General features: G+C 59.0%; 27 protein-coding genes. 17 read left to right on the forward strand and 10 right to left on the reverse strand.

Annotated features, from left to right (window positions below):
• Positions 1 to 3 precede the first annotated feature (3 nt).
• A complete protein-coding gene (locus GPL81_RS16860; RefSeq protein WP_160107653.1) occupies positions 4 to 2,382 on the reverse strand; it encodes a DUF3141 domain-containing protein in 2,379 nt (792 codons plus the stop codon).
• 252 nt (positions 2,383 to 2,634) lie between these two features.
• Here GPL81_RS16860 and phaP point away from each other — a divergent pair, with 252 nt between their 5' ends.
• Positions 2,635 to 3,198, forward strand: coding sequence for a TIGR01841 family phasin (phaP, locus tag GPL81_RS16865; RefSeq protein ID WP_160107654.1), 564 nt, complete (start codon positions 2,635 to 2,637; stop codon positions 3,196 to 3,198).
• A gap of 34 nt (positions 3,199 to 3,232) precedes the next feature.
• On the opposite strand, the gene phaR is transcribed toward phaP, so the two are convergent.
• On the reverse strand, positions 3,233 to 3,766 hold the full coding sequence (gene phaR, locus GPL81_RS16870) for a polyhydroxyalkanoate synthesis repressor PhaR (protein ID WP_160107655.1): 534 nt from the start codon (positions 3,764 to 3,766) through the stop codon (positions 3,233 to 3,235).
• Between the two features lie 371 nt (positions 3,767 to 4,137).
• Between phaR and GPL81_RS16875 the strand changes: the two genes are divergently transcribed.
• The 5 genes from GPL81_RS16875 (at position 4,138) to GPL81_RS16890 (ending at position 6,558) form a co-directional block, all read left to right on the forward strand.
• Positions 4,138 to 4,341, forward strand: coding sequence for a hypothetical protein (locus GPL81_RS16875; RefSeq protein WP_160107656.1), 204 nt, complete (start codon positions 4,138 to 4,140; stop codon positions 4,339 to 4,341).
• Positions 4,342 to 4,535: 194 nt separating this feature from the next.
• Positions 4,536 to 4,856 (forward strand): YbjQ family protein, encoded by a 321-nt coding sequence (locus GPL81_RS16880; RefSeq protein ID WP_160107657.1) that lies wholly within the window; start codon positions 4,536 to 4,538, stop codon positions 4,854 to 4,856.
• A 147-nt stretch (positions 4,857 to 5,003) separates the two neighbouring features.
• Complete coding sequence (locus tag GPL81_RS31485) at positions 5,004 to 5,192, forward strand: hypothetical protein (protein ID WP_096515244.1); 189 nt, start codon at positions 5,004 to 5,006, stop codon at positions 5,190 to 5,192.
• 337 nt (positions 5,193 to 5,529) lie between these two features.
• The gene (locus GPL81_RS16885) at positions 5,530 to 5,898 is read left to right on the forward strand and encodes a bacteriocin (protein ID WP_096509750.1); all 369 of its coding nucleotides are present in this window, start codon (positions 5,530 to 5,532) and stop codon (positions 5,896 to 5,898) included.
• A gap of 351 nt (positions 5,899 to 6,249) precedes the next feature.
• Positions 6,250 to 6,558, forward strand: a complete 309-nt coding sequence (locus GPL81_RS16890) for a hypothetical protein (protein WP_096509751.1) — start codon at positions 6,250 to 6,252, stop codon at positions 6,556 to 6,558.
• 33 nt (positions 6,559 to 6,591) lie between these two features.
• Here GPL81_RS16890 and greB read toward each other — a convergent pair whose 3' ends face one another.
• The 3 genes from greB to GPL81_RS16905 are packed head-to-tail and all read right to left on the reverse strand — an operon-like array spanning position 6,592 to position 10,311.
• Complete coding sequence (greB, locus tag GPL81_RS16895) at positions 6,592 to 7,089, reverse strand: transcription elongation factor GreB (RefSeq protein ID WP_095196793.1); 498 nt, start codon at positions 7,087 to 7,089, stop codon at positions 6,592 to 6,594.
• Between the two features lie 34 nt (positions 7,090 to 7,123).
• Positions 7,124 to 9,628 carry an ABC transporter permease gene (locus GPL81_RS16900; RefSeq protein ID WP_160107658.1) on the reverse strand — a complete coding sequence of 835 codons (2,505 nt, stop codon included), beginning with the start codon at positions 9,626 to 9,628 and terminating at the stop codon, positions 7,124 to 7,126.
• On the reverse strand, positions 9,628 to 10,311 hold the full coding sequence (locus GPL81_RS16905; protein ID WP_034150171.1) for an ABC transporter ATP-binding protein: 684 nt from the start codon (positions 10,309 to 10,311) through the stop codon (positions 9,628 to 9,630). Before GPL81_RS16905 ends, GPL81_RS16900 begins: the two co-directional genes overlap by 1 nt.
• A 10-nt stretch (positions 10,312 to 10,321) precedes the next feature.
• On the opposite strand from GPL81_RS16905, the gene GPL81_RS16910 reads away from it, so the two are divergent.
• The 3 genes from GPL81_RS16910 to GPL81_RS16920 all read left to right on the forward strand — a co-directional run bounded on the left by GPL81_RS16910 (position 10,322) and on the right by GPL81_RS16920 (position 12,375).
• Entirely contained in the window at positions 10,322 to 10,927 is a 606-nt protein-coding gene (locus tag GPL81_RS16910) for an arylesterase (protein ID WP_160107659.1), read from the forward strand.
• A 56-nt stretch (positions 10,928 to 10,983) separates the two neighbouring features.
• Positions 10,984 to 11,277 (forward strand): hypothetical protein, encoded by a 294-nt coding sequence (locus GPL81_RS16915; RefSeq protein ID WP_096509755.1) that lies wholly within the window; start codon positions 10,984 to 10,986, stop codon positions 11,275 to 11,277.
• A gap of 126 nt (positions 11,278 to 11,403) precedes the next feature.
• The gene (locus GPL81_RS16920) at positions 11,404 to 12,375 is read left to right on the forward strand and encodes a L,D-transpeptidase family protein (RefSeq protein WP_096509756.1); all 972 of its coding nucleotides are present in this window, start codon (positions 11,404 to 11,406) and stop codon (positions 12,373 to 12,375) included.
• 123 nt (positions 12,376 to 12,498) lie between these two features.
• Here the strand turns inward: GPL81_RS16920 and oprI are convergent, their stop codons facing one another.
• On the reverse strand, positions 12,499 to 12,750 hold the full coding sequence (gene oprI / locus GPL81_RS16925) for an outer membrane lipoprotei OprI (RefSeq protein WP_003199355.1): 252 nt from the start codon (positions 12,748 to 12,750) through the stop codon (positions 12,499 to 12,501).
• A gap of 639 nt (positions 12,751 to 13,389) precedes the next feature.
• Between oprI and GPL81_RS16930 the strand changes: the two genes are divergently transcribed.
• On the forward strand, positions 13,390 to 13,677 hold the full coding sequence (locus GPL81_RS16930) for a GNAT family N-acetyltransferase (RefSeq protein WP_008057026.1): 288 nt from the start codon (positions 13,390 to 13,392) through the stop codon (positions 13,675 to 13,677).
• 82 nt (positions 13,678 to 13,759) lie between these two features.
• Here the strand turns inward: GPL81_RS16930 and GPL81_RS16935 are convergent, their stop codons facing one another.
• Positions 13,760 to 14,836 carry a 3-deoxy-7-phosphoheptulonate synthase gene (locus GPL81_RS16935; RefSeq protein ID WP_095634708.1) on the reverse strand — a complete coding sequence of 359 codons (1,077 nt, stop codon included), beginning with the start codon at positions 14,834 to 14,836 and terminating at the stop codon, positions 13,760 to 13,762.
• 170 nt (positions 14,837 to 15,006) lie between these two features.
• Positions 15,007 to 15,450, reverse strand: a complete 444-nt coding sequence (locus GPL81_RS16940) for a PilZ domain-containing protein (RefSeq protein ID WP_121105886.1) — start codon at positions 15,448 to 15,450, stop codon at positions 15,007 to 15,009.
• Here GPL81_RS16940 and GPL81_RS16945 point away from each other — a divergent pair.
• The 5 genes from GPL81_RS16945 to cysB all read left to right on the forward strand — a co-directional run bounded on the left by GPL81_RS16945 (position 15,449) and on the right by cysB (position 19,404).
• Positions 15,449 to 15,835 carry a thioredoxin family protein gene (locus tag GPL81_RS16945; RefSeq protein ID WP_160107660.1) on the forward strand — a complete coding sequence of 129 codons (387 nt, stop codon included), beginning with the start codon at positions 15,449 to 15,451 and terminating at the stop codon, positions 15,833 to 15,835. The genes GPL81_RS16940 and GPL81_RS16945 overlap by 2 nt on opposite strands.
• The gene (locus GPL81_RS16950) at positions 15,832 to 16,788 is read left to right on the forward strand and encodes a putative 2-dehydropantoate 2-reductase (protein ID WP_160107661.1); all 957 of its coding nucleotides are present in this window, start codon (positions 15,832 to 15,834) and stop codon (positions 16,786 to 16,788) included. Before GPL81_RS16945 ends, GPL81_RS16950 begins: the two co-directional genes overlap by 4 nt.
• A 25-nt stretch (positions 16,789 to 16,813) precedes the next feature.
• Positions 16,814 to 17,719 (forward strand): 5'-nucleotidase, encoded by a 906-nt coding sequence (locus GPL81_RS16955; RefSeq protein ID WP_096509760.1) that lies wholly within the window; start codon positions 16,814 to 16,816, stop codon positions 17,717 to 17,719.
• Positions 17,720 to 17,813: 94 nt separating this feature from the next.
• Positions 17,814 to 18,317, forward strand: coding sequence for a universal stress protein (locus tag GPL81_RS16960; RefSeq protein WP_160107662.1), 504 nt, complete (start codon positions 17,814 to 17,816; stop codon positions 18,315 to 18,317).
• A 112-nt stretch (positions 18,318 to 18,429) separates the two neighbouring features.
• Positions 18,430 to 19,404 carry an HTH-type transcriptional regulator CysB gene (cysB, locus tag GPL81_RS16965; RefSeq protein ID WP_008057010.1) on the forward strand — a complete coding sequence of 325 codons (975 nt, stop codon included), beginning with the start codon at positions 18,430 to 18,432 and terminating at the stop codon, positions 19,402 to 19,404.
• A gap of 6 nt (positions 19,405 to 19,410) precedes the next feature.
• Here cysB and GPL81_RS16970 read toward each other — a convergent pair whose 3' ends face one another.
• Both GPL81_RS16970 and GPL81_RS16975 read right to left on the reverse strand, forming a co-directional pair.
• On the reverse strand, positions 19,411 to 19,893 hold the full coding sequence (locus tag GPL81_RS16970) for a GreA/GreB family elongation factor (protein ID WP_160107663.1): 483 nt from the start codon (positions 19,891 to 19,893) through the stop codon (positions 19,411 to 19,413).
• Between the two features lie 2 nt (positions 19,894 to 19,895).
• Positions 19,896 to 20,306 (reverse strand): hypothetical protein, encoded by a 411-nt coding sequence (locus GPL81_RS16975; protein ID WP_160107664.1) that lies wholly within the window; start codon positions 20,304 to 20,306, stop codon positions 19,896 to 19,898.
• 124 nt (positions 20,307 to 20,430) lie between these two features.
• On the opposite strand from GPL81_RS16975, the gene earP reads away from it, so the two are divergent.
• A complete protein-coding gene (earP, locus tag GPL81_RS16980; protein ID WP_160107665.1) occupies positions 20,431 to 21,573 on the forward strand; it encodes an elongation factor P maturation arginine rhamnosyltransferase EarP in 1,143 nt (380 codons plus the stop codon).
• A gap of 48 nt (positions 21,574 to 21,621) precedes the next feature.
• On the forward strand, positions 21,622 to 22,191 hold the full coding sequence (locus GPL81_RS16985; protein ID WP_007983530.1) for an elongation factor P: 570 nt from the start codon (positions 21,622 to 21,624) through the stop codon (positions 22,189 to 22,191).
• Positions 22,192 to 22,324: the final 133 nt, after the last annotated feature.

Consider the following 22,324-nt stretch of genomic DNA (forward strand, 5'->3'; position numbering starts at 1 on the left):
GGTTTATTGAGGTTTGGGGCCTTTTGTCTTTCTGCTCGCTTTGCGCTTCGGGGCTTTAACGACGATGGCGGGAGCGGGCGTCGGGGTGACAACTGTTTCACTGGGCGGTTGGGTCAGGCCAAAGCCCGGCAGAGGGACTTCGAGCAGCGCGTGGAGTTCACGCCAGAGTTCGCCTTTTGCTCCGGTTGTCGCCGGCAGTTCAGGCATCATTTGCCCAACGGCTGTCAGGACCTGTTGGCGTTCCTTTGCCTCTGGGAGCAATAAGGGCAGGGTGCGCAAACTTTCTTGCGGGTGGGCAAAAACCAGCAGATTCTGCAAGCGGATGGCCTCGCGCAGGGCCGTGGGCTCATTGCTGTAATCCTGGACCTGCCGATGCACCTGCTGGACCAGTTTTTCGATGTTTTCCTTGCCCGCCTTGTCGCTGTCACGGCCCAGTAGAAACAGAATCCTCACCAAGGCTTCCAGGGGGCCACCATGGGGTAGCGAATCCTGCAGGCGTTCGATCAGGGCCTGGTCCTGCCTGTCGGCATGTGCCTGGAGATTTCGCGCAGGCTTGTTGCCAGTGAGGGCATTCAGTGCGCCATAAACTCCGTAAAAACACAGCTCCTGAGTGGCATCACGCATATCGCGGTACGCATTCAGGGTGTCCTGCATCTGGTTGGAGAACAGTTCCTGCCAGGCCAGCAACGGGTTGTCTTTGCGGGCGGGACGACGATCACTGGTGACTTTGGATGTGCTCCCGGCCAACCACCACAGCGCCGGATTCAGGCTGCTCCATAGCAACCGCTGCTGTTGGAAGGGGTGCGTCCTGCGCATCAATTCGGCAACGGGTTCGTTGATCATCGGACGCAGCCATGGACGTATGAATCCGTCGTAAAACGCGCTGTTGATTTCAGAGATGCGCTCTACCAGAGAGAATTCGCGATCGTCATCACGGGCCGGCTCGATGTCGTCGTGGATATCGGCGATTCGCCTTGATTCGAATTGCACTCGGTATTGCACGTCATGGCTGCCTGAAGGGGCCGGCAGATCGTCAATCAGCATTTCATACAGCCCTGCCGGCAGCGCATTGATGGCTTCGACGGCGCCGAGCAACTCCCGGTGTTCACGCCGCGCCACCTTGCCGGAGACGAAAATACCCAAATGGCCGATGCTGGCGTGCCGAAGATAGACGATGGTGCGGCCTGCCTCATGCAAAGCGAGATCGCTGGGATAGACATCGGTGATCCAGTTCAATGCCTGCTGGGGAGGGGTGATGTTGTCGCCGTAGGAGCAGAACACCACCACCGGTACCTCGATCCGTTTCAGGTCGATACCGCTGCTCTTGCGATCGAGTCCGCCGGACAATTGGTTGCCGATGAAAAGATCGTCGACAATCATCTCGATCTCTTCGCCATTGAGCAGGGTCGGGCTGCCCCACCAGCGTTCGAAGTCGAGAAAGCGCGCAGCCTCGCTGTCGACCTGGCTGAACAACTGGTAGTACTTGCCCCAAAAAGTGTTGGCCGGGTCCAGGTTTTCGAAATTGCTGACCAGCCAGCTACCGTCAAAACGGCCGTTGCCCAAGTCGCTGCCCAGGCGAGCCAACCAGCCACCACCCAGCAGGCCACCGGTATAGCGCATCGGATTGCGTCCATTGACACCGGCCCAGTAGGACAGGGGGGCACCATTGATAATGATCAATCCCGGCAGTTCCGGTCGTGTTGCCGCCAGTCCCATCAGGGCCCAGCCGGCTTGGCAGTTACCAATGATGATCGGCTTGCTGTTGGCCGGGTGTAGGGCGCCGACGACTTCGATGAACCGGGCCTGGGCTTCGGCGATATGGGCCAGGGTTTGCCCGGGCTGTGGTGAGTGGCTGAAAGAGATGAAATAGGTGGGGTGGCCGGCTCTGAGGCTTTCACCTAATACCGAATCCTGTTTGAAACCGCCGATGCCCGAGCCGTGGCCGCCGCGTGGGTCAATGATGATCACCGGCCGGGCGTTGCTGTCGATTTCTTGCCCGGGTCCGGGGAGGATTTGCAGCAGTGAATAGTTGACCGGGTGCGGGAGCTCGGAGCCTGCGATCAGGGTTTCATGAGCGAACTTGAGCAGCAGCGGATACCCGGCGCGTTCATGGGCCAGCGTATTGTCGCCGCGCTGGCGCAGGGTGTCCCAAAACAGCAGGCAACGTTGGCCGAAGTCCGTGACATATTCCTGCCATTCAGCGGGCGTAGGTTGTCTGAGTTGACCCCGCTTCAGAGGTGCGAGGGTTTTTTCCTGGCGCTGGCGACAAGCAAAAAGGAAGTTCAGCGTATTGAGGCGCTGCAGATGAATCAGGTGTTCGAACAGGCCGCGTTGAGAGGAAAGTCTGTCATATTGCGATGCAATAATATCTTCCTGGCCCATGGTGATCTCCTGGTTTTATGCATGAGAAGCAGCTTGCCTGCCTCTCATCATCAAAGAGCGCTTGGCCGGCCGTTTGCCTTTCAGGAGTCTATAGCGAATAGCGGCGGGAGGTGAAGGTTTTTTGTGCGGCGCACAAAAAAGCATTGCCAAACGGATTTGTGCACTGCAATATAAAGGCTAACGCGATGACCGGCAGGATCGCTATCGCGTCCTCAGGCCCACGTCGGCCTTTCAGAATCAGGAGATTCAAGCATGTCTTTTTTCAACTTGGAAAAATTGCAAGACGCTCAGAAAGCCAACCTCGACCTCCTGCAGCAAATCAGCGGCAAAATCTTCTCCAGTGTTGAGCAGCTCAGCCAATTGCAGTTCAAGACCTTGCAGGCCACAACCGAGGAGCAGTTCGACGGTTTCCGCAAACTGCTGGCGGTACGTGATCCACAAGGGTTCGCTGAGCTCCAGGCTTCGTTCACCCAGCCTAATGTGCAAGCCGAACGTCTGGCTGAGTTCAATCGTCAAGTACACGCGCTGATTGTTGGCACCCAATCGGAAATTGCCCAACTGGCCACGCGTCAGGTCGAGGCGGGCACCCGGCAGGTGCAAGAGTTCGTTGAAGTGATCAGCAAGAATGCACCGGCTGGCTCCGAGTCTGTTGTGGCCGGATTCAAGTCATCGCTGGCGAATGCCAGTACCGTTTTTGAAAGTGCACAGAAAGCCGTAAAACAGGCTGCTGACGCTGCCCAGAGTGGTTTTGGCGCAGCGACCGCTGCTGCCGGCAAAACCGCTCCTGGTGCCAAGGCTACTAGCGAAAGCAAATAAGTCGGATCAGAACGGTTACAGGATGACGATGGGTTTATTCCCCATCGTCATTTTTTTTTGGCCCGCCGCCGGCCCCCGGCTTGCCTGCCGGCATGGCGCCGAACAGGCCAAAGAGGTTCTGAGTGTTCATGTAGAGGGCTTTTGACTGGTCGACATACTGGCGCATCAAGTCCTGCATGACCGGTGCTTGCTGGTGCATGAATGCGCTCCAGGCCTCAGAGGACTGAGCGCCGGTCTGAGACTGGATGTCGATGACCGTCTGGATGCTTTTATCCAGGTAGCTGCCGAGGACACTCTGGTAGGGACCGTAGAACTGGATAATCCCCATGAGCATCTCACTGGAGAAGATCGGCTCACCGCCACTTTCGGCTTCCAGGATGACCTGCAGCAAAATGCTTCGGGTCAGATTCTCGCCAGTCTTGGCGTCGACCACCTCGAAAGGGATTCTATCGACGACCAATTGGCGTATATCCGAAAGGGTCAAATGACTGCTGGTGTGCGTGTCATACAGACGGCGATTCGGGTACTTCTTGATCAGACGGGGGGTGTTCCGACTGTTATCTGTCATGCGGGGCTACTCACAGCAAGCCTGGTTTGCAGGCATCTTATCGTACTCTGACCACTGCGACTCCACTGCGTCGCTTCACGCGGCACGCGCGGGGGCAGCGTAAGGACTTCCCTTCATCTTTTGAGTGCTGAGCCCGCAAACGCAGAAGAGAGGGCGCTTCCGAAACTTATGTAGGACAAAGGCGCGCAGCGTAGGAAGCAACGCTGGAAAGGCAAGTGGTTGAGTGCTTTGATAGGTTCCAGCACCTCACAAAACCCGTCTCGGCCGGGGGTATTCGCTTTGCACCTTCAAGGTACAGAATGAATCAAAGGGCAGCGTGTATCGCGCCCCTCCAATAGGACGGAAACACGCACGTTATGCAGGAATTCACCATGCAGCAGGCCGAGTTGGAAAAGGTACATGTGGAAATCGTCAAGCTGATGGCCGAGCAGCGCAAGCTAATGGCTGAGCAGCGCAAGCTGAACGCAGAAGCCGGCAAGATGACTCGTGAAACTTTTTGGTATCCGGTGGCTGTTTCCACGGGCTTGATTGGCACAGTGGCGACTATCACTGCGGTGCTGGTCAAGCTTTTATAGCGCTGTATTTGCGATTTGCATAACAGGCCAGGTTCACTCGGTTTCGCGATCTTTTCAGTGTGAGCAATGCTGTCCAACCTTCGAACGAATCGACCCCCCCATGCCCCGGCCTCGCGCCGATTTTCGCGGTGTATCCATGCTCATCGCAGTTGTATTGATGCACTGGCTCACTCTCTGAACGACAAGGAAATCCCATGATCACCACCACGACGCACGCTGTCGAAGGCCGACAAATCACCGCCTACCTGGATATTGTCAGCGCCGAGTCGGTACAGGGCGTCAACGTCATCCGCGATGTGTTCGCCGGGATGCGGGATTTTTTCGGCGGGCGCTCTCAGACATTGGAGCGAGCATTGAAGGAGGCGCGTATCCAGGCCACCGACGAGATCAAGGAGAGGGCGAGGGCGCTTCAGGCGGATGCGGTGGTTGGGCTCGATTTTGAGATCAGCATGCCGGCCGGCAAGGGTGGAATGGTGGTGGTATTTGTGACTGGAACGGCTGTCAAACTGAGGTGATCAGGTCAGGTCCATTCGTCGGGCATTGGGTAATCTGAACTGCAAGTCCATTAATGACCGGCTAGTCTCGATGGCCTTGGTGATCGATATTTTTTTTGGCAAATGGGCTTGCCGGTGTCGGTCCCGCTTTTGAAGAGGGGTGAAGAGATGGCTGATCCGTATATCGAAGACGACGGTGCAGAATTTCCGATCAACAACTGCGTACAGTGTGGCCAGACGGCGTACGTAGCCAGCTTCGGCGAAGACCAGACCGAGGTCGACAAAATCAAGACCAGGGCGTGTCGGGTACAGAAGGGGAAGTTTCTGCCCAAGGTGACAGCCCCTGTCAGGAAGTAATGAACCAACAAGCGAACCCCGTCATTGAGCGGGGTTTTTTGAGCCTGGGTTTCGTGTTGTTTTTTATTTTTTGAGGACGGTGTGAACGAATATTCAGCCGGGTTTTTTTTCACAAAGTTTTCACGAGGTCCTACGTAGGCTCAACTCATCCGTTAGAAAGCAACACCCTGCCCGTTCCCCAGCGGGCTTTTTTTTGCCTGGCATAAAACCTTTTCCAAAATTGCTGTCCAACCGTCGCTAACTACGAGGTTGAGTGCGCGCATGTCTGGACTTTGTCTCCTCTAAAGCTTTCAATCTCGACCCTTTTGATTTTCATCCCTATTTTGAGGTTTTTGTCATGCGTTTCACTCTGCCTGCTTTGGTTCTGGGTCTTCTGGTTGCTCAAGGTGCAATGGCTGGCGACGGTACTGCCGCAATCGGCGGTGGTTTGGGCGGCGCGCTGGGTAACGTCGTGGGCCAGAGCATGGGTGGCAGCACCGGTGCAGCGATTGGTGCGGGTGTGGCAGGCGCGGCGGGTAGTGCTGTTGCCGCCAAAAAAGGCCACCGTACCAGTGCTGCGATCGGCGGCGGCGTGGGTGCTGCTGGCGGTTCGGTTATCGGTAACAGCCTGGGCGGCAAGACCGGTTCGACCATCGGTGCAGGCCTGGGCGGCGCATTGGGCGGCGGCGTAGGCAGCAACCTGGCCAACGGTCACAAGCGTCACTGATCCCGAGCGATCCATTCAGGCCGGCTCACTCAGCTGCTGGCCGGTTAGAAAAAATGCCCGTATCGCAAGATACGGGCATTTTTTATGCGCCCTATCCAGAATCCGGGGCGGATTGCCTTTCATAGGGTCTGATTGCGCGATCTTTTTTGTTATTCGTCATTCTTGACACTGTCCAGTCAGCTTCTCTAGGATGCTGCTCATGCGCCGATTTAAACAGCTACTTGCGGGGCGCCAGGTGACTCGATCAGTTGCCGATAGAAGCCTGGAGCAGGCTTCGAAATACCGCTAAAGCGCTGGTTCGGTGTTGCCTCTCACCTGCCATGCAGACTTTTGAGGCAGAGACACGACACGATGAATGCACTAAGCCCCGTTGTACGTCCCGCGCCGATCACGGCACATCTCACCCAGCGCAATCCAAAAATCCTGCTTGGCGGTAAACATCAGCCGACGCTCTTGCGTTACCTCGATGGCTGGCCGCGTCGCACCGGTGGGCCGGCAGCCTTTCTGATCCAGTTTGTCGAAGACGGCGAATCCCTGGCTCGATTTGCCAGCGACAGTTTTGATCTGGCGGTGATTCAATCGCCCAGCGCCGAAGATGCCCCTGAAGTCATCAGGCAACTGACCCGTGTCGCCCGCCAAGGGCTGATTACCCGTCGCTGAGGCCCGGAGCGCCATGGCTCATGGCGCCGCGGCTCAAAGATACTCGATGGCCACGATGTACACGCATTGCTCGCCAGTAGGTGTCTGGACCCGAACTTCGGCGTCCAGTGCCTTGCCGATCAACGCGCGGGCCAGCGGTGAGTCGATGCTGATCAGGCCCTGTTTCAAATCCAGTTCGTCCGGCCCGACGATGCGATAGCGTGACTCTTTGCCGTCCTCGTCTTCAATGGTGACCCAGGCCCCGAAATAGACTTTGTTCGGATCGCTGGGCTTCTCGCTGACGACCTTGAGGGCTTCCAGGCGTTTGGTGAGAAAACGTACACGGCTGTCGATCTCGCGCAGCATCTTTTTGCCGTAGGTGTATTCGGCGTTTTCCGAGCGATCGCCCTGTGCAGCGGCTTCGCTGACAGACTGCGTCACTTGCGGTCGCCTTACGTGCCAGAGCTCATGAAACTCGGCGCGCATCCGCGCTTCACCTTCGGGGGTGATCAGCGCGGTGCCTGCGGTGCGGGGAGGGCGATAACGGCTCATGGTAATTTCTTTGAAGGGTGAAGGGCTGAGTCTATCAACCCTCGCGCAGTACTGTCAGGGGGCTGGCATTCAAGGCGCGACGGGTGCCAAATACACCGGCGCCACCAATCAGTAGCGCACCGATCAGCGGCAGTACCAGCAGCCATGGATGCGGATGCCAGGGCAGGTCGAACGCGTAGCGGTACAACACCAGGCTCACGACTTCCGAGCCCAGCGCGGCCAGTAAACCGCTGACTGCACCGAGCAAACCGAACTCGATCCGCCGCGCATTGACCAGTAATTGCCGCTCCGCCCCCAGCGCTCGCAACAGCGCCCCCTGGCGGATGCGTTCATCCAGCGTCGCCTGCAAGCCGGAAAACAGCACCGCCATCCCCGCCGCCAACACAAACAACAGCACATACTCTACCGCCAGGGTGACCTGGGCGAGGATGCTGCGCAGCTGCGCCAACAGGGCTTCGACTTGCAAAATGGTGACCGCCGGAAAACTGCGGGACAGATCGACGATCTGTTGGTCATGGCCTGCCGCCAGATAGAAGCTGGTCAGGTAAGTCGCCGGCAGGTCCTTCAAGGTGCCGGGCTGGAAAATCATGAAGAAGTTCGGCTGGAAATTGTCCCAGTTGATCTCCCGCAGGCTGGTGACTTTCGCCTCGCGATTGACCCCGCCCACGGTAAAGACCATGTGATCACCGAGCTTGAGCTTCAGGCTTTCGGCGACCTTGCCTTCCACCGATACGCCGGGAATGTCATCAGGCGGTTGCTCAGGCCACCAGTTGCCGGCGGTGATCCTGTTACCCGCCGGCAGGTCGGCGGCCCAGGTCAGGCTCAGGTCGCGCTGGACCGCACGATCACCGGCCGAATCCTTGCTGACGATTTGCTGCACCGGTTCGCCGTTGATGCTGATCAGCCGACCCGGCACCACCGGGTACAGCGGTGCCGATTGCGCCGACACTGAGATCAGGCGATCGGTAAACGCCTGCTTGTCCGCTGGCAGAATGTTCAGGGCAAAATAGTTCGGTGCATTTTTCGGCAACTGGTTCTGCCAGGTGTCCAGCAGTTCGCCGCGCAGCAAGGCGATCAATGCCATCGACAGCAGGATCAGGCCGAATGCCAGGGATTGTCCCGCCGCTGCCAGCGGATGACGGAGCAACTGGCCGAGACCGAGGCGCCACGGCAGGGAGGCCCGGGCGAGCAGGCGCCGCAGGCTTTTCAACAGCAGCAACAGCAAGCTACCCAGTGCCAGCGCCGCAATCACGCCACCGCCGAGCAGGGCAAAGGTCAACACCAGGTCCAGGCTCAGGCGCCACATGATCAACCCGAGGGCGCCCAGCGCTGCGCCGTAGACCATCCAGGTACTGGAAGGAATCGGCAGCAGGTCGCGACGCAACACGCGCAACGGTGGAACCCTGCCCAGCGCCGCCAGCGGCGGCAAGGCAAAACCGGCCAGCGCCACCAGCCCGGTGCCGATCCCGGCGATGGCTGGAAACAGGCCGCCCGGTGGCACATCGCTCGGCAGCAAGTCGTGCAGCAAGGCAAACAGCCCCAGTTGTGCCAGCCAACCGATTAAGGCGCCGCTGATACTGGCGAGCAGTCCGAGGACGGTCAGTTGCACGCTGAACAGCACCATGGTTTCCCGCCGCGACAAGCCCAGGCAACGCAACAACGCACTGGCATCGAAGCGGCGAGTGGCGAATCGTGTCGCCGACAGTGCTACCGCCACACCGGCCAGCAACACGGCCACCAGACTGGCCATGTTCAAGTAACGTTCAGCCTTTCCCAGGGCACCGCCGATCTGCCGGTTGCCATCGCGGGCATCCTGGATGCGCTGGTTGGCGGCGAGGCCGGGTTTGATCAGTTGGCGATAGGTTTCCAGCGCCTGGGCCTTGCCGCGCCAGAGCTCCCGGTAACTGACCCGGCTGCCGGGCTGCACCACGCCGGTGGCGGCGAGGTCGTCGAGGTTGATCAGTACCCGTGGCGTCAGGCTGTAGAAGTTGCCGGCGCGGTCGGGTTCATAGGTCAACACCCGCGCCAGTGTCAGTGTTTTCATGCCGACATCGATGCTGTCGCCCATCTTCAGATCGAGCGCGGTCAGCAACCGGGCTTCAACCCAGGCTTCACCGGGTTTCGGCCCGCCACCGGACGCCTCCGGGGCGAAAGGGGCAGGGGCGCTCTTCAGTTCGCCGCGCAATGGGTAGGCGTCATCGGCAGCCTTGATGCTGGACAACTGGATGCCGTTGTCGGTGGCGATGACGCTGGAGAACTCCACCACCTGCGCATGTTCGAGACCCAGCTCGGTGCCGCTTTTTATCTGTTCTGGGCGCGCCGGCGAGCTGCCTTCGAGCAGGAGGTCTGCACCCAGGAACTCGGTGGCGCGCAGCATCATGGCACCGTTGAGGCGGGCACCGAAGTAACCGATGGCGGTGCTTGCCGCCACGGCCACCAGCAAGGCGAAGAACAACACGCGCAACTCACCGGCGCGAGCATCACGCAGCAACTGGCGGATGGCGAGACTGAACAGGCGCAGCAGCGGCAGGCGTGCCATCAAGGCTCCAGTGGGGCGACCAGCAGGCCGGCTTCAAGGCGGATCAGGCGCCGGCAGCGATGCGCCAGGCGTTCATCGTGAGTCACCAGCACCAGGGTCGTGCCGCGCTCTTTGTTGAGTTCGAACAACAGGTCGCTGATGCGCTCGCCGGTGTGACTGTCGAGGTTGCCGGTGGGCTCGTCGGCGAACAGCACGTCGGGTTCGGCGGCAAATGCCCGGGCAATCGCCACGCGCTGCTGTTCGCCGCCGGAGAGCTGACGTGGCGAGTGGGTCAGGCGCTGGCCAAGGCCGACCCGTTGCAGCAGCTCGGTGGCGCGACCACGGGCATCTTTGCGGCCATCGAGCTCCAGGGGCAGCATGACGTTTTCCAGCGCATTGAGGCTATCGAGCAGTTGAAACGACTGGAAGACAAATCCCACGTGCTCGGCGCGGATGCGAGCACGCTGGTCTTCGTCGAGGTTGCTCAGGCCCTGCCCGGCGAGGGTGACTTCGCCGCTGCTCGGCAAGTCGAGGCCGGCGAGCAGGCCCAGGAGGGTGGATTTGCCGGAGCCGGATGCGCCGACGATGGCCAGGCTGTCGCCCTTGTTCAGTTCAAGGCTGAGTTCGTGCAGGATGGTCAGTTCACCTTCCGCGCTGGGAACCACTTTGCTAAGGTTCTTCGCGGTGAGAATGCTTGCGCCCATGGAGAATCCGATGCGTGTGTGGTTTTTGAGTGCTGGCCTGGCCTTGATGTGCATGGCCCAGAACGCAGCGGCGGGTACTGTCCTGATCGTTGGCGATAGTATCAGCGCCGGTTTCGGACTGGATACCCGGCTGGGGTGGGTGTCGTTGCTCGAACAACGGCTCAAGCGCGAAGGTTTTGACGATACAGTGGTCAATGCATCCATCAGCGGCGACACCAGTGCCGGAGGCCAGGCGCGGCTGCCGGCGCTGCTTGCAGAGCATAAGCCGGAGCTGGTCATCCTCGAGCTGGGCGGCAATGACGGGCTGCGCGGATTGCTGCCAACGCAATTGCAACAAAATCTTGCTTCGATGATCGACAGCTCCCGCGCCAGCGGTGCCAAGGTGCTATTGCTTGGCATGCAGTTGCCTCCCAACTATGGCGTGCGCTACACCAAGGCTTTCGCCGAGGCCTACAGCAACGTTGCCGAAGAAAAGAAAATTCCCCTGGTGCCATTTTTCCTCGACGGTGTAGGCGGTCATCCCGACCTGATGCAGGCCGACGGCATCCACCCGGCGGCCGGGGCTCAGGACAAGTTGCTGGAAAATGTCTGGCCTACGCTAAAACCGCTGTTATGACACTTTTCTACGCGCAGGCTTTCGGCTAAGGTGGCGCCCCCGATTTGGAGCCCCCGATGCCGCGTCCTGCCTGGTCCCTGTTTGCCTACCAACTGATCGAGCCTGACGAACAGCTGGATCTGTTCGCCTGCCAGGAAGTGCGGGTACATCTGGTGACCCGTCAGCTGGAGCTGGGCGGTTCGGCTGACCGGACTTTGTGCGGCAGCCTGTTGCCGGCGCAGCCACGTTGGTCGAGCGTCGATCGCAAGGTGTTCCAGGACCAGCGCCTGTGCTCGTTGTGCCGGGCCATTCTCGAATCGCAAAAGCGCGGTACCTCGCCGATCTGGCCGGAGCTGCGATTCGAGCTGTAGGAGCTGCCGCAGGCTGCGATCTTTTCCCAGCATGGCACGCTCCATCGGTGAAGCTCCCCGAAATAACAGGCGGCGGTGTACAATCCGATTCTTATACCTCTGTTGATCATGCGAAGGATTTTCCGGATGTTGCCGCGCTTTCCTGCCGTCACCCGCTGCCTGTCTCTTGCCGCCCTGTGTGTGGCCGGTCCCGTTGCTGCATTGGAGTTTCCCCTGCCTCCGCCTGGTGAAGACATCATCGGCCAGGTGCAGGTGATCAAGGCCAAGTACGAAGATACTTTCGCCGACCTGGGCACCGCCTACGATCTTGGCTACTCGGAAATGGTCGCGGCCAACCCGGGTGTCGATGCCTGGTTGCCGGGCGCCGGCACTGAAATCGTGTTGCCGACCCGCTTCATCCTGCCGCCGGGCCCGCGTGAAGGCATCGTCATCAACCTCGCCGAGTACCGTCTCTACTACTACCCGAAAGGCAAGAACGTGGTGTACACCTTCCCGCTGGGTATCGGCCGTGAAGGTTGGGGGTCGCCGATTGCCCACACCAGCATCACTGCCAAGACGCCGAACCCGACCTGGACGCCTCCAGCGTCGATCAAGGCCGAGCACGCGGCCGATGGTGATCCGCTGCCAAACGTAGTACCGGCAGGCCCGGATAACCCGCTGGGGCCGTTCAAGTTCACCCTGGGCACCCCGGGCTACCTGATCCATGGTTCGAACAAGAAGTTCGGCATCGGCATGCGCACCAGCCACGGCTGCTTCCGCATGTTCAACAACAACGTGCTGGAAATGGCCGGCATGGTGCCGGTGGGTACGTCGGTTCGCATCATCAATGACCCGTACAAGTTCGGGGTGAGTGGCGGCAAGGTCTACCTGGAAGCGCACACGCCACTGGACGACAAGGGCAACCCGTCGGTGGTCGACAAGCACACCGCGGTGATCAACGCGATGCTCAAGCGTGAAGACATCACCAACAACTTGCGCATGAACTGGGATGTGGTGCGTGACGTCGTTGCTGCCGAAGACGGCTTGCCGGTGGAAATCGCCGTGCCGAACAATTCGGCGCCGATGGTCACGAGTGCACCGATCGATCCGCTGCAGTAACGCTTGAAGAGAACCCGCCGATGCTGGCTGCATCGGCGGGTTTTTTTATGCCTGCACGAAACGGCGGGCAATAAAAAAGCCGACCCAATAATGGGTCGGCTTGATAACAATCCCGAAGGACTATTACTTGCGGCTAGCTTTGTCCAGCATGCGCAGAGCACGCTCGTTAGCTTCGTCAGCAGTCTGTTGTGCTTTTTGAGCAGCAGCCAGAGCTTCATCAGCTTTACGGTAAGCTTCGTCTGCACGAGCCTGGGAGCGAGCTGCTGCGTCTTCAGTAGCGGTCAGACGTGCTTCGGTTTCTTTCGATGCGCTGCTGCAACCGGTAGCCAGAACTGCGGCCAGAGCCAGAGCAGAGAATTTCAGAACGTTGTTCATCGTGTTCCCCTTCAAGGACTTTCAATTAAGTGGCTGTCTCCTCAGATTGAGGAAATAGCCGGCGTACATACTACCCATTACTTGTCGTAAGTAAACTGACGTAAAGCAAGAAGCAAAAAAAATTGTAGGCTTTGATTCTTTTTCGAGCAACTTTTAACTGCACTGTTTAAAAAATATTCAGCTGGGAGGCCCGAGATGAGCGAGCCGACCAGGAAAAGTTCCCCTGTGCTCGCAGCTCTTTTTCCGGTCTTGGCTAAAGTGTGTCTAGATGGATTCGTCTACACTTTTGTTCGGATTTTGCGCGACGCCTCTCATATCTTTCTCCATGTTGCGGTGACTTTAACAACGGGCGTTCGTCTCAAGTCTCAACATCCGGCAATGTTCAGGCGTTCGACCCTGGGAGACCACTGGTCGAGCCGTCCCTGCGTGATCCCGGGGCAGCACCCGCCAACCAGCATGATGACGAGCGCACCTTGAGCATTTCTGCCAATGGTGCCTACTATTTGTACGTGCTCGGTTGCGCGAGATCGGTGTAGCTCTTCTCGATGTCCATTCGGGCACGGGGTGGCGTAGATGTTCCTTCGCCGGAAAAACATCGGTAAGGTAGGGGTCGGAATTCAAGACCCGCGAGGAGTAGTGATGAGCGAGGCGTTGTCCATCCACCATGACCAGGCTGGTCATCAGTTCGAGACCAATGTGGACGGTCATCGTGCCTACCTGACTTATATGGATCTGGGGAAACAGACCCTGGATATCTATCGCACATTTGTGCCCAACGCATTGCGCGGCCGTGGCATTGCCGCGGCACTGACCGAGAAGGCGCTGGAGTACGCCGAGGAAATGGGCTACACAGTCATCCCATCGTGTTCCTACGTCGAGCGCTACATGGAGCGTCACCAGCGGCATGCGGCCAAGCTGAGTCAGTGACTTTCAGCAAAACGAACACATAAAAAAACGCCGGGCACTGCCCGGCGTTTTTTTGTCTGCGCTTTTTTACACTAAACGCCGATCAGGTGCGATCGCGTTTAGGTAGCACATCCTTGAGCTTGGCATGCATGCTGCGCAAGGTGTTCTCGGTCGCGGTCCAGTCGATGCAGGCATCGGTGATCGACACGCCGTATTGCAAGTCGGCGAGGTCTTTCGGGATAGCCTGGCAGCCCCAGTTCAGGTGGCTTTCGACCATCAGGCCGATGATCGACTGGTTGCCTTCGAGGATCTGGTTGGCGACGTTTTCCATCACCAGCGGTTGCAGGGCCGGATCCTTGTTGGAGTTGGCGTGGCTGCAATCGACCATGATGTTCGGCTTGATTTTGGCCTTGTTAAGCGCTTGCTCGCACAAGGCGACGCTGACCGAATCGTAGTTCGGCTTGCCGTTGCCGCCGCGCAGTACCACGTGGCCGTAGGCGTTGCCCTTGGTGGTCACGATCGACACGCCACCTTCCTGGTTGATACCCAGGAAACGGTGCGGGCTGGAAACCGATTGCAGGGCGTTGATGGCCACGGTCAGACCGCCGTCGGTGCCGTTCTTGAAGCCGACGGCCGAGGACAGGCCGGAAGCCATTTCACGGTGAGTCTGGGATTCGGTGGTGCGCGCGCCGATGGCCGACCAGCTGATCAAGTCCTGCAAATACTGCGGGGAGATCGGGTCGAGGGCTTCGGTGGCGGTTGGCAGGCCCATTTCGGCCAGGTCCAGCAGCAATTGACGACCGATGTGCAAACCGTCCTGGATCTTGAACGAGTCATCCAGGTACGGATCGTTGATCAAGCCTTTCCAGCCGACGGTGGTGCGTGGCTTCTCGAAGTACACGCGCATGACCAGATACAGGGTATCGGACACTTCCGCGGCGAGCGCTTTCAGGCGCTCGGCGTATTCGTGGGCCGCCTTGATGTCGTGGATCGAGCAAGGCCCGATGACCACGAACAGACGGTGGTCGGTGCCATCCAGAATGTTGCGAATGACTTCGCGGCCCTTGGTGACGGTGCGCAGGGCGGCGTCGCTCAGGGGGATGTCACGCTTGAGCTGATCGGGGGTGATCAGCGTCTCGTTGGAGGCGACGTTTAGGTCGTTGATCGGTAAATCAGCCATCGTTTACTCGTCAGGTCACGGGTGCCGGCCGCCAGCGAACCCGCGCGGCGGAGCACAGCAAATTAAGCGCGTCGGGGAGCCGAACCTTAGCGCGTTACACCGTGGCTCGACAATGGGCATGCGCCGCTTTAGCGGGCATTCTCGATGAATTCCCGGCCTTTGGGCGCGCCCTAATCCTGCATTGACTGTGCAAATGCCCGATGGACCCTGTCGTGGGAGAACTCGTCGGCATGCTCCTGAACCCATTCGAGGGCCAGGGCCTGAATCTCCTGCAGGTCTTCGTGAGCGTCGTGCTGGCGGCAATAACGCTCTATCTGACACACCTGCTCGCCCATCCGCGCACTGAACAGCGTCTGTTCGTCGAGAAAGGCAATACCTACCAGATAGCCATGCTTGCGTCGCAAGCACCAGGCTACATAGCCCAGAATGCGCATGTCGGGATTAAGCGTCGGCATGCGCACTTCAAGCGCTGTGCCGTAGCGCCACGCGCGGTGATAATTGCAAGCCATGCCCCCGAGGCTGCTAGTGTGCAACTGGTGCCGCGAAATACACTCAGGTTTGAATAACGTTAATTCAACGGGCACATCGTCAGGATGAGGAATGAATCGTCCCATGAACACGGACTCCATGTGTCGGCCATCTGACATTGTTTCCCCCAGTATAGTGGTCGAATTGGAGCTGACCGATTTCGACGCCGACCAACGGCTGCTGACGATGAACGGTGTATCACTGGTTATTTTCACCAGCGTCGGTTGCTCAAGCTGCCGTTTTGCCCGTGAACAGTTGCCGGTGCTCGAACTGGCCGTCGATCGACTGTGCTGGATCGATGCCGGGAACAATGGCGGGGTGGTCGAGCGTTATCAGGTCTTTCATTTGCCGGCGCTGTTTGTGGTACGCGACGGTGAGTTCTTTGGGGCGTTGCATGCGCGCCTGACCGGCACCGAACTCAATCGGGCGATACGTCAGGCGTTGAGTCGAACAGCAGAGGAGTTGCCATGATGGGGGCAGTTGCCAAGCCGACGGTCGGTATTATCGGGACCGGTGCAATCGGCGGTTTCTACGGGGTGATGCTGGCGCGTGCCGGCTTCGATGTGCATTTTCTGTTGCGCAGCGAATTTTCCGCGGTGGCCGAGCGCGGGTTGCAACTTCACAGCGCCGTTCATGGCGCGCTGATGTTGAACCCGGTGCAAGCCTATTCGTCGGCCGAAGACATGCCGCCCTGTGACTGGTTGCTGGTGGGGGCGAAAACCACCAGCAACGCAGACCTCGCGCCGGCCATTCTTCAGGCCGCGGCGCCGAATGCCAAGATATTGCTGCTGCAAAACGGCCTGGACGTCGAGGACAGCCTGCGTGAGCTGCTGCCCGATTCGCTGCATGTGCTGGGCGGGCTTTGCTACATCTGCGTCCATCGCGAGGGGCCTGGCGTCGTCACCCATCAGGCGCTGGGTGCCGTGCATGTGGGCTACCACAGCGGTCCCGCCGCCGAAGGGCCGACACGCGCCGCGATTGTCGAGGAAGGCGTCGGGATGTTCCGTGTCGCCGGCATCGACTCCCAGGCTATGGCGAACCTGCACCAGGCGCGTTGGCAAAAACTGGTCTGGAATATCCCTTACAACGGTCTGTCGGTGTTGTTGGGGGCGAGCACCACGCCGTTGATGGCCGATACCGATACCCGCGAGCTGATCAAGGCACTGATGGCCGAAGTGGTGCAGGGGGCGATCGCCTGTGGTCATGAGGTGCCGGCGGGTTATGCCGAGCATTTGTTCAGGGTGACCGAGAAAATGCCCGACTACTGGCCGAGCATGTACCACGATTATCTGCACAAGCGACCGCTGGAGCTGGACGCCATTTACGCCCGGCCGCTGGCCGCCGCGAAGGCCGCGGGGTGTGAGATGCCGCGCATCGAGGCCCTGTATCGCAGTCTGGGTTTTATCGATCGACGCAACCGGTAAGTCGATCAACCTGAGAGGGAAGGGCATGGCAAAGACTATCGACGACAAATTGGTGCTGGCGATTTCGTCGCGCGCATTGTTTGACCTGAGCGAAAGCCACAAGGTGTACCTGTCGAGTGGCGTCGAGGCCTACCGGCAGTATCAGATCGAGCATGAAGACGAAATCCTCGAACCCGGCGATGCCTTCCCTCTGGTGCAGAAACTCCTCAACCTCAATGCCAGCCTCGGCCGTGCCCGTGTCGAGGTGATCCTGGTGTCGCGTAACAGCGCCGACACCGGCCTGCGCGTGTTCAATTCGATCCATCACTATGGACTGGCCATTTCCCGTGCGGCGTTTGTCGGCGGGCGCAGTCCCTATCCGTACCTCAAGGCTTTTGGCTGCGACCTGTTTCTTTCCACCCATGCCGAAGACGTGCGCAGTGCACTGGACGCGGGTTTTGCCGCGGCGACCATCCTGTCGGGAGGCGCCAGCCGCGCCGCCAGCGATGAATTGCGCATCGCTTTCGACGGCGATGCGGTGCTGTTTTCCGACGAGTCGGAGCGCGTGTACCAGGCCGGTGGTCTGGAAGCGTTTCAGGCCAGCGAACGCGAGGCGGCCCGGCAACCGTTGCGCGGTGGGCCATTCAAGGGCTTCCTGGCGGCCCTCAATCTGTTGCAGCGCGAGTTCCCGGATGGCGCCTGCCCGATCCGCACGGCGCTGGTGACGGCCCGCTCGGCACCGGCCCACGAACGGGTAATCCGCACCTTGCGCGAATGGGACATCCGGCTGGATGAATCGCTGTTCCTCGGTGGCCTGACCAAATCGGCGTTTCTCGAAGCCTTCGCCGCCGATGTGTTTTTCGATGATCAGGCCGGTCACTGCGAGTTGGCCCGGGAAGTCGTCGCCACCGGCCATGTGCCCCATGGCATAAGCAACGAGCAAAAGGTTTAAGCCCGCCGATCAACGCGTTGCGCAGGACGTCGTACTCCTCAAGGCACTGCTAAGCTGAATCAATCTCCGCCATGTTGGCATTCGAGGAGGTCATATGATTCGCTCGATGCTCTATGCCACTGACCTCGGTCTGTACGCCCCTTTGGTGATGCAGCATGCCTTGGCATTGGCCCGGACATTCAATGCCGACCTGTACGTGGTGCACGCGGTTGAACCCATGGGGCTGTTCGCCGAGTCGGTGCTGCAAAGCTACCTCGATGAGCAGGCGTTGAACGAGTTCCACAGTCAGGGGCTGAACACCGTCATTGCCAGTATCGAGCAGCGGGTGCTCGACAGTTTTCGTGAAGAACTGGGGGGGGAGGGCGAGCACGATCTGGAGCGGATCCAGGCGGTGCGGGTGCTGCAGGGCGATCCGTCGCAGGTGATTCTCGACCAGGCGCAGAAACTCTCCGTGGATTTGCTGATCGTAGGTAGTCATAGCCATGGTGCTGGCGCGGAAACGCCATTGGGCCGGACCGCCGCGCGTGTGTTGCAACTGTCGCAGGTGCCGGTTTACCTGGTGCCGCTGGTGCAGCGTCGTCGCCAGGGGGATCGCTAGAACACGAATAGTGGCATTCTGATAAAAAGTTCTAGATTTATTCTTCAAACCATTAATATAGTTATATACCGTCGCTGATGCCCGTGGCGTCTATCTGCTTTGAGGGATTCATATGAAGCTTCAACAATTGCGCTACATCTGGGAAGTGGCGCACCACGACCTCAACGTTTCCGCTACAGCCCAAAGCCTTTACACCTCGCAACCGGGCATCAGTAAACAGATCCGCCTGCTGGAAGACGAATTAGGCGTCGAGGTGTTCGCCCGCAGCGGCAAGCACCTGACCCGCGTCACTCCGGCCGGCGAACGCATCATCACCACTGCCGGCGAAATCCTGCGCAAGGTTGAAAGCATCAAGCAGATCGCCCAGGAATTCTCCAACGAGAAGAAAGGCACCCTGTCGATCGCCACTACCCACACCCAGGCGCGTTATGCGTTGCCACCGGTGATCAGCAATTTCATCAAGCAATACCCGGACGTTGCCCTGCACATGCACCAGGGGTCGCCGATGCAAATCGCCGAAATGGCGGCTGACGGCACGGTGGATTTCGCCATCGCCACTGAAGCGCTGGAGCTGTTCGGCGACCTGGTGATGATGCCGTGCTATCGCTGGAACCGCTGCGTGGTTGTGCCTCAGGGGCATCCGCTGACCAAACTGTCGAAGCTGACCCTCGAAGCCTTGGCCGAATACCCGATCGTGACTTATGTATTCGGTTTTACCGGCCGCTCGAAACTCGACGAAGCCTTCAGCCATCGTGGCCTGACGCCGAAAGTGGTGTTCACCGCGGCCGACGCCGACGTGATCAAGACATACGTGCGCCTGGGCCTGGGCGTGGGCATCGTGGCGAAAATGGCGGTCGATACCAAACTCGACAACGACCTGGTGGTGCTCGATGCCAGCGAGTTGTTCGAGTCCAGCGTGACCAAGATCGGCTTCCGTCGCGGTACTTTCCTGCGTGGCTTCATGTGCGACTTCATCGAGAAGTTCGCCCCGCACCTGACCCGCGAAGTCATGGCCAAGGCTATCCAGTGCCACAACAAGCAGGAACTGGAAGAACTGTTCGACGGCGTCGAACTGCCGGTGCATTAAGCTTTCTTAAACAACCTCGGTGACAGCAAACTGTTGCCGAGCGCCCGCCACCAGAATCTCCACCTCATCGCCTTCGAACTTGCCCAGCAGGCCTTTGCCCAGCGGTGAGCGCGGGGTGATGACGGTAATGCTTTGCCCCACCAGATCGACTTTCAGGCCCGCCGCATCCGGTGCCAGAAACAGCCACTGTTCGCGGCCCTTTTCGTCTTCCAGGCCGAGCAGCGCGCCGACTTCAATACCACGCCGTTCGTCATAAGGACGCAGGACCAGGTTTTGGCAAAGCGCCAGTGACTGCCGGATCTCTTCGACCCGCCTGGCTTGCCCGGCAGCCAGGTAGGACGCCTCCAGACCCAGCGTGTCGTACTTGTTTTCGGCGATGTTTTCTTCGTGGGTAGCGGTTTCGTAGGCGGTTTGCGCAGCGCGTTCGGCGATGTCGAGGTCGATGCGCAGCTTATCGAGAATCAGTTGGTGGACACTTTGTTTATTCATGATCAATCGCAGAATTGCAGGACGTTGGCGCGACTTTTTTCGCTTGGGGCGGTCTGGTCCTGTTGCAACCAGAACTGGCATTTTGCGTTCGACAGATTGCGATTGCTGCTGCGTGCCTGATCGAGTCGTTGCGCCTGTTCGTTCTTGCGCAGGTTTTCTTCGTATTGCTCGAAGATCGGGCTCTGTGGAGGAATATCCGGTACCGGTTGCGCCGCCGCGGGCGGTTTGGCCAGTTGCTCTATCGTCGCCGCGACGGGCGCCAATTGTTCGTTGAAGAACAGGCGGGCGACGAGCCAGCAGGTCAGCGCGATGGCGATGAAACCCAGCCACAAACCGAAGGCGATGCTACCGGTCAGTTGCACGACATTGAGCTGGATCGGCAATGGACGGCGCGGATTGGGACGGTAGGGCATGGCTGCCTCCTGGCAGTGGGTCGCGGGTTGTTGGCGATTGTCGCACGAAGAATAATCGTCGTCGGCTCTTCTGCACGGGGTAATTTATGCGCAGAATCGCTGCCTTTGCCAACGGGAGCCTGGAATGCCTGAAATGAAGACCCGCTGGGATATTTTTTGCACCGTGGTCGACAACTTCGGCGACATCGGCGTGACCTGGCGCCTGTCCCGGCAACTGGTTGCCGAGCATGGGATAGCGGTGCGGTTGTGGGTCGATGACCTGCGTGCCTTCGAGCGCATGTGCCCGGACATTGATATCCACACCTCGCAGCAATGGCAGCAGGGTGTGGAGGTGCGTCACTGGGCGAGCGACTGGCAGTCTGTCGAAGCGGCGGATGTGGTGATCGCCGCGTTCGCCTGCCAGTTGCCGGGTGCCTACATGGACGCCATGGCCGAGCGGGAAAAAACACCGCTGTGGATGAATCTCGATTACCTGAGTGCCGAGGGCTGGGTGGTCGGCTGCCACGGCTTGCCATCGGTGAAGTACAGGCATGTGCAGAAATTCTTCTTCTTTCCGGGGTTTCAGAAAGGTACGGGTGGCTTGTTGCGTGAAAGCGGATTGCTCGAGCGGCGACGGACGTTTCAGCAAAGTCCTGAAATGCGGCGCGAGTTCCTGCAAGGTCTTGGGATAAATCCTGCGCAGGGTGCTCAATTGATCTCGCTGTTTGCCTACGAAAACACCGGGCTGGCCAGTTGGCTGGACGCGATGGGGGGCGACACGACGCCCACTCATCTGTTGGTGCCGGAAGGGCGGATTCTCGGCGATGTCGAGCGTTGGCTTGGCGTGGATGGACTGAAGGCCGGTGCGCTGCATGTGCGCGATGCGTTGACCGTGCAAGTGTTGCCGTTCGTCCGCCAGGACCAGTATGACCATTTACTGTGGTGCTGCGATTTCAATGCGGTACGCGGCGAAGATTCCTTTGTCCGCGCCCAATGGGCGGGGCGGCCATTGCTCTGGCACATCTATCAACAAGAGGAAGACATCCACCTGGATAAACTGGAAGCCTTCCTCGCGTTGTATGTGAACGGTCTGTCGGAGACTGCTCGTGAGGCGATCAGCGGTCTTTGGCGGGCATGGAATGCCGGTGACAATATGGCAGGCCACTGGCAATCGACCCGCAAACACTGGCCGGAACTGCAAAAACACGCCGAGACATGGTGTCTGGAACAGGCCTCGCAGGCTGATCTTGCGGCAGCGCTGGTACAGTTTTATGTAAATTGGATATGATACGCGGCCTAGATTTTTGTAAATCCCATCCAAATTCGGATATTCGCAATGAAAACTGGTAAAGAACTCAAACCCGGTACAGTGATCCGTATCGACAACGACCCTTGGCTGGTTCAGAAAGCTGAATTCACCAAGTCCGGTCGTAACAGCGCGATCATGAAGACCAAGCTGAAAAACCTGCTGACCGGCTACAAGACCGAAACCGTTTACGGTGCGGACGACAAGCTGGATGACGTGATCCTGGATCGCAAAGAAGCGACCCTGTCCTTCATCAGCGGCGATTCCTACACGTTCATGGACACCACTGACTACACCATGTACGAGCTGAACGCCGAAGACATCGAAGCCGTTCTGCCGTTCGTTGAAGAAGGCATGACCGACGTTTGCGAAGCCGTATTCTTCGAAGGCCGTCTGGTTTCCGTAGAACTGCCGACCACCATCGTGCGTCAGGTTGCCTACACCGAAGGTTCCGCTCGCGGCGACACTTCCGGCAAGGTAATGAAGCCTGCCAAACTGAAGAACGGTACCGAGCTGTCGGTTGCTGACTTCATCAATATCGACGACATGATCGAAATTGATACCCGCGAAGGCGGTTCCTACAAAGGCCGTGCCAAATAAGCACTGCTTCAGGAATGAAAAAGCCCGACCAGTGAGTCGGGCTTTTTTGTGCCTGTCAGAAACACCCCAATCCCCTGTAGGAGCGAGCCTGCTCGCGATGGTCGTTAACGATAACGTGGGCTATCTGAATGCC

The organism is Pseudomonas izuensis (assembly GCF_009861505.1).
Taxonomy (GTDB): Bacteria; Pseudomonadota; Gammaproteobacteria; order Pseudomonadales; family Pseudomonadaceae; genus Aquipseudomonas; species Aquipseudomonas izuensis.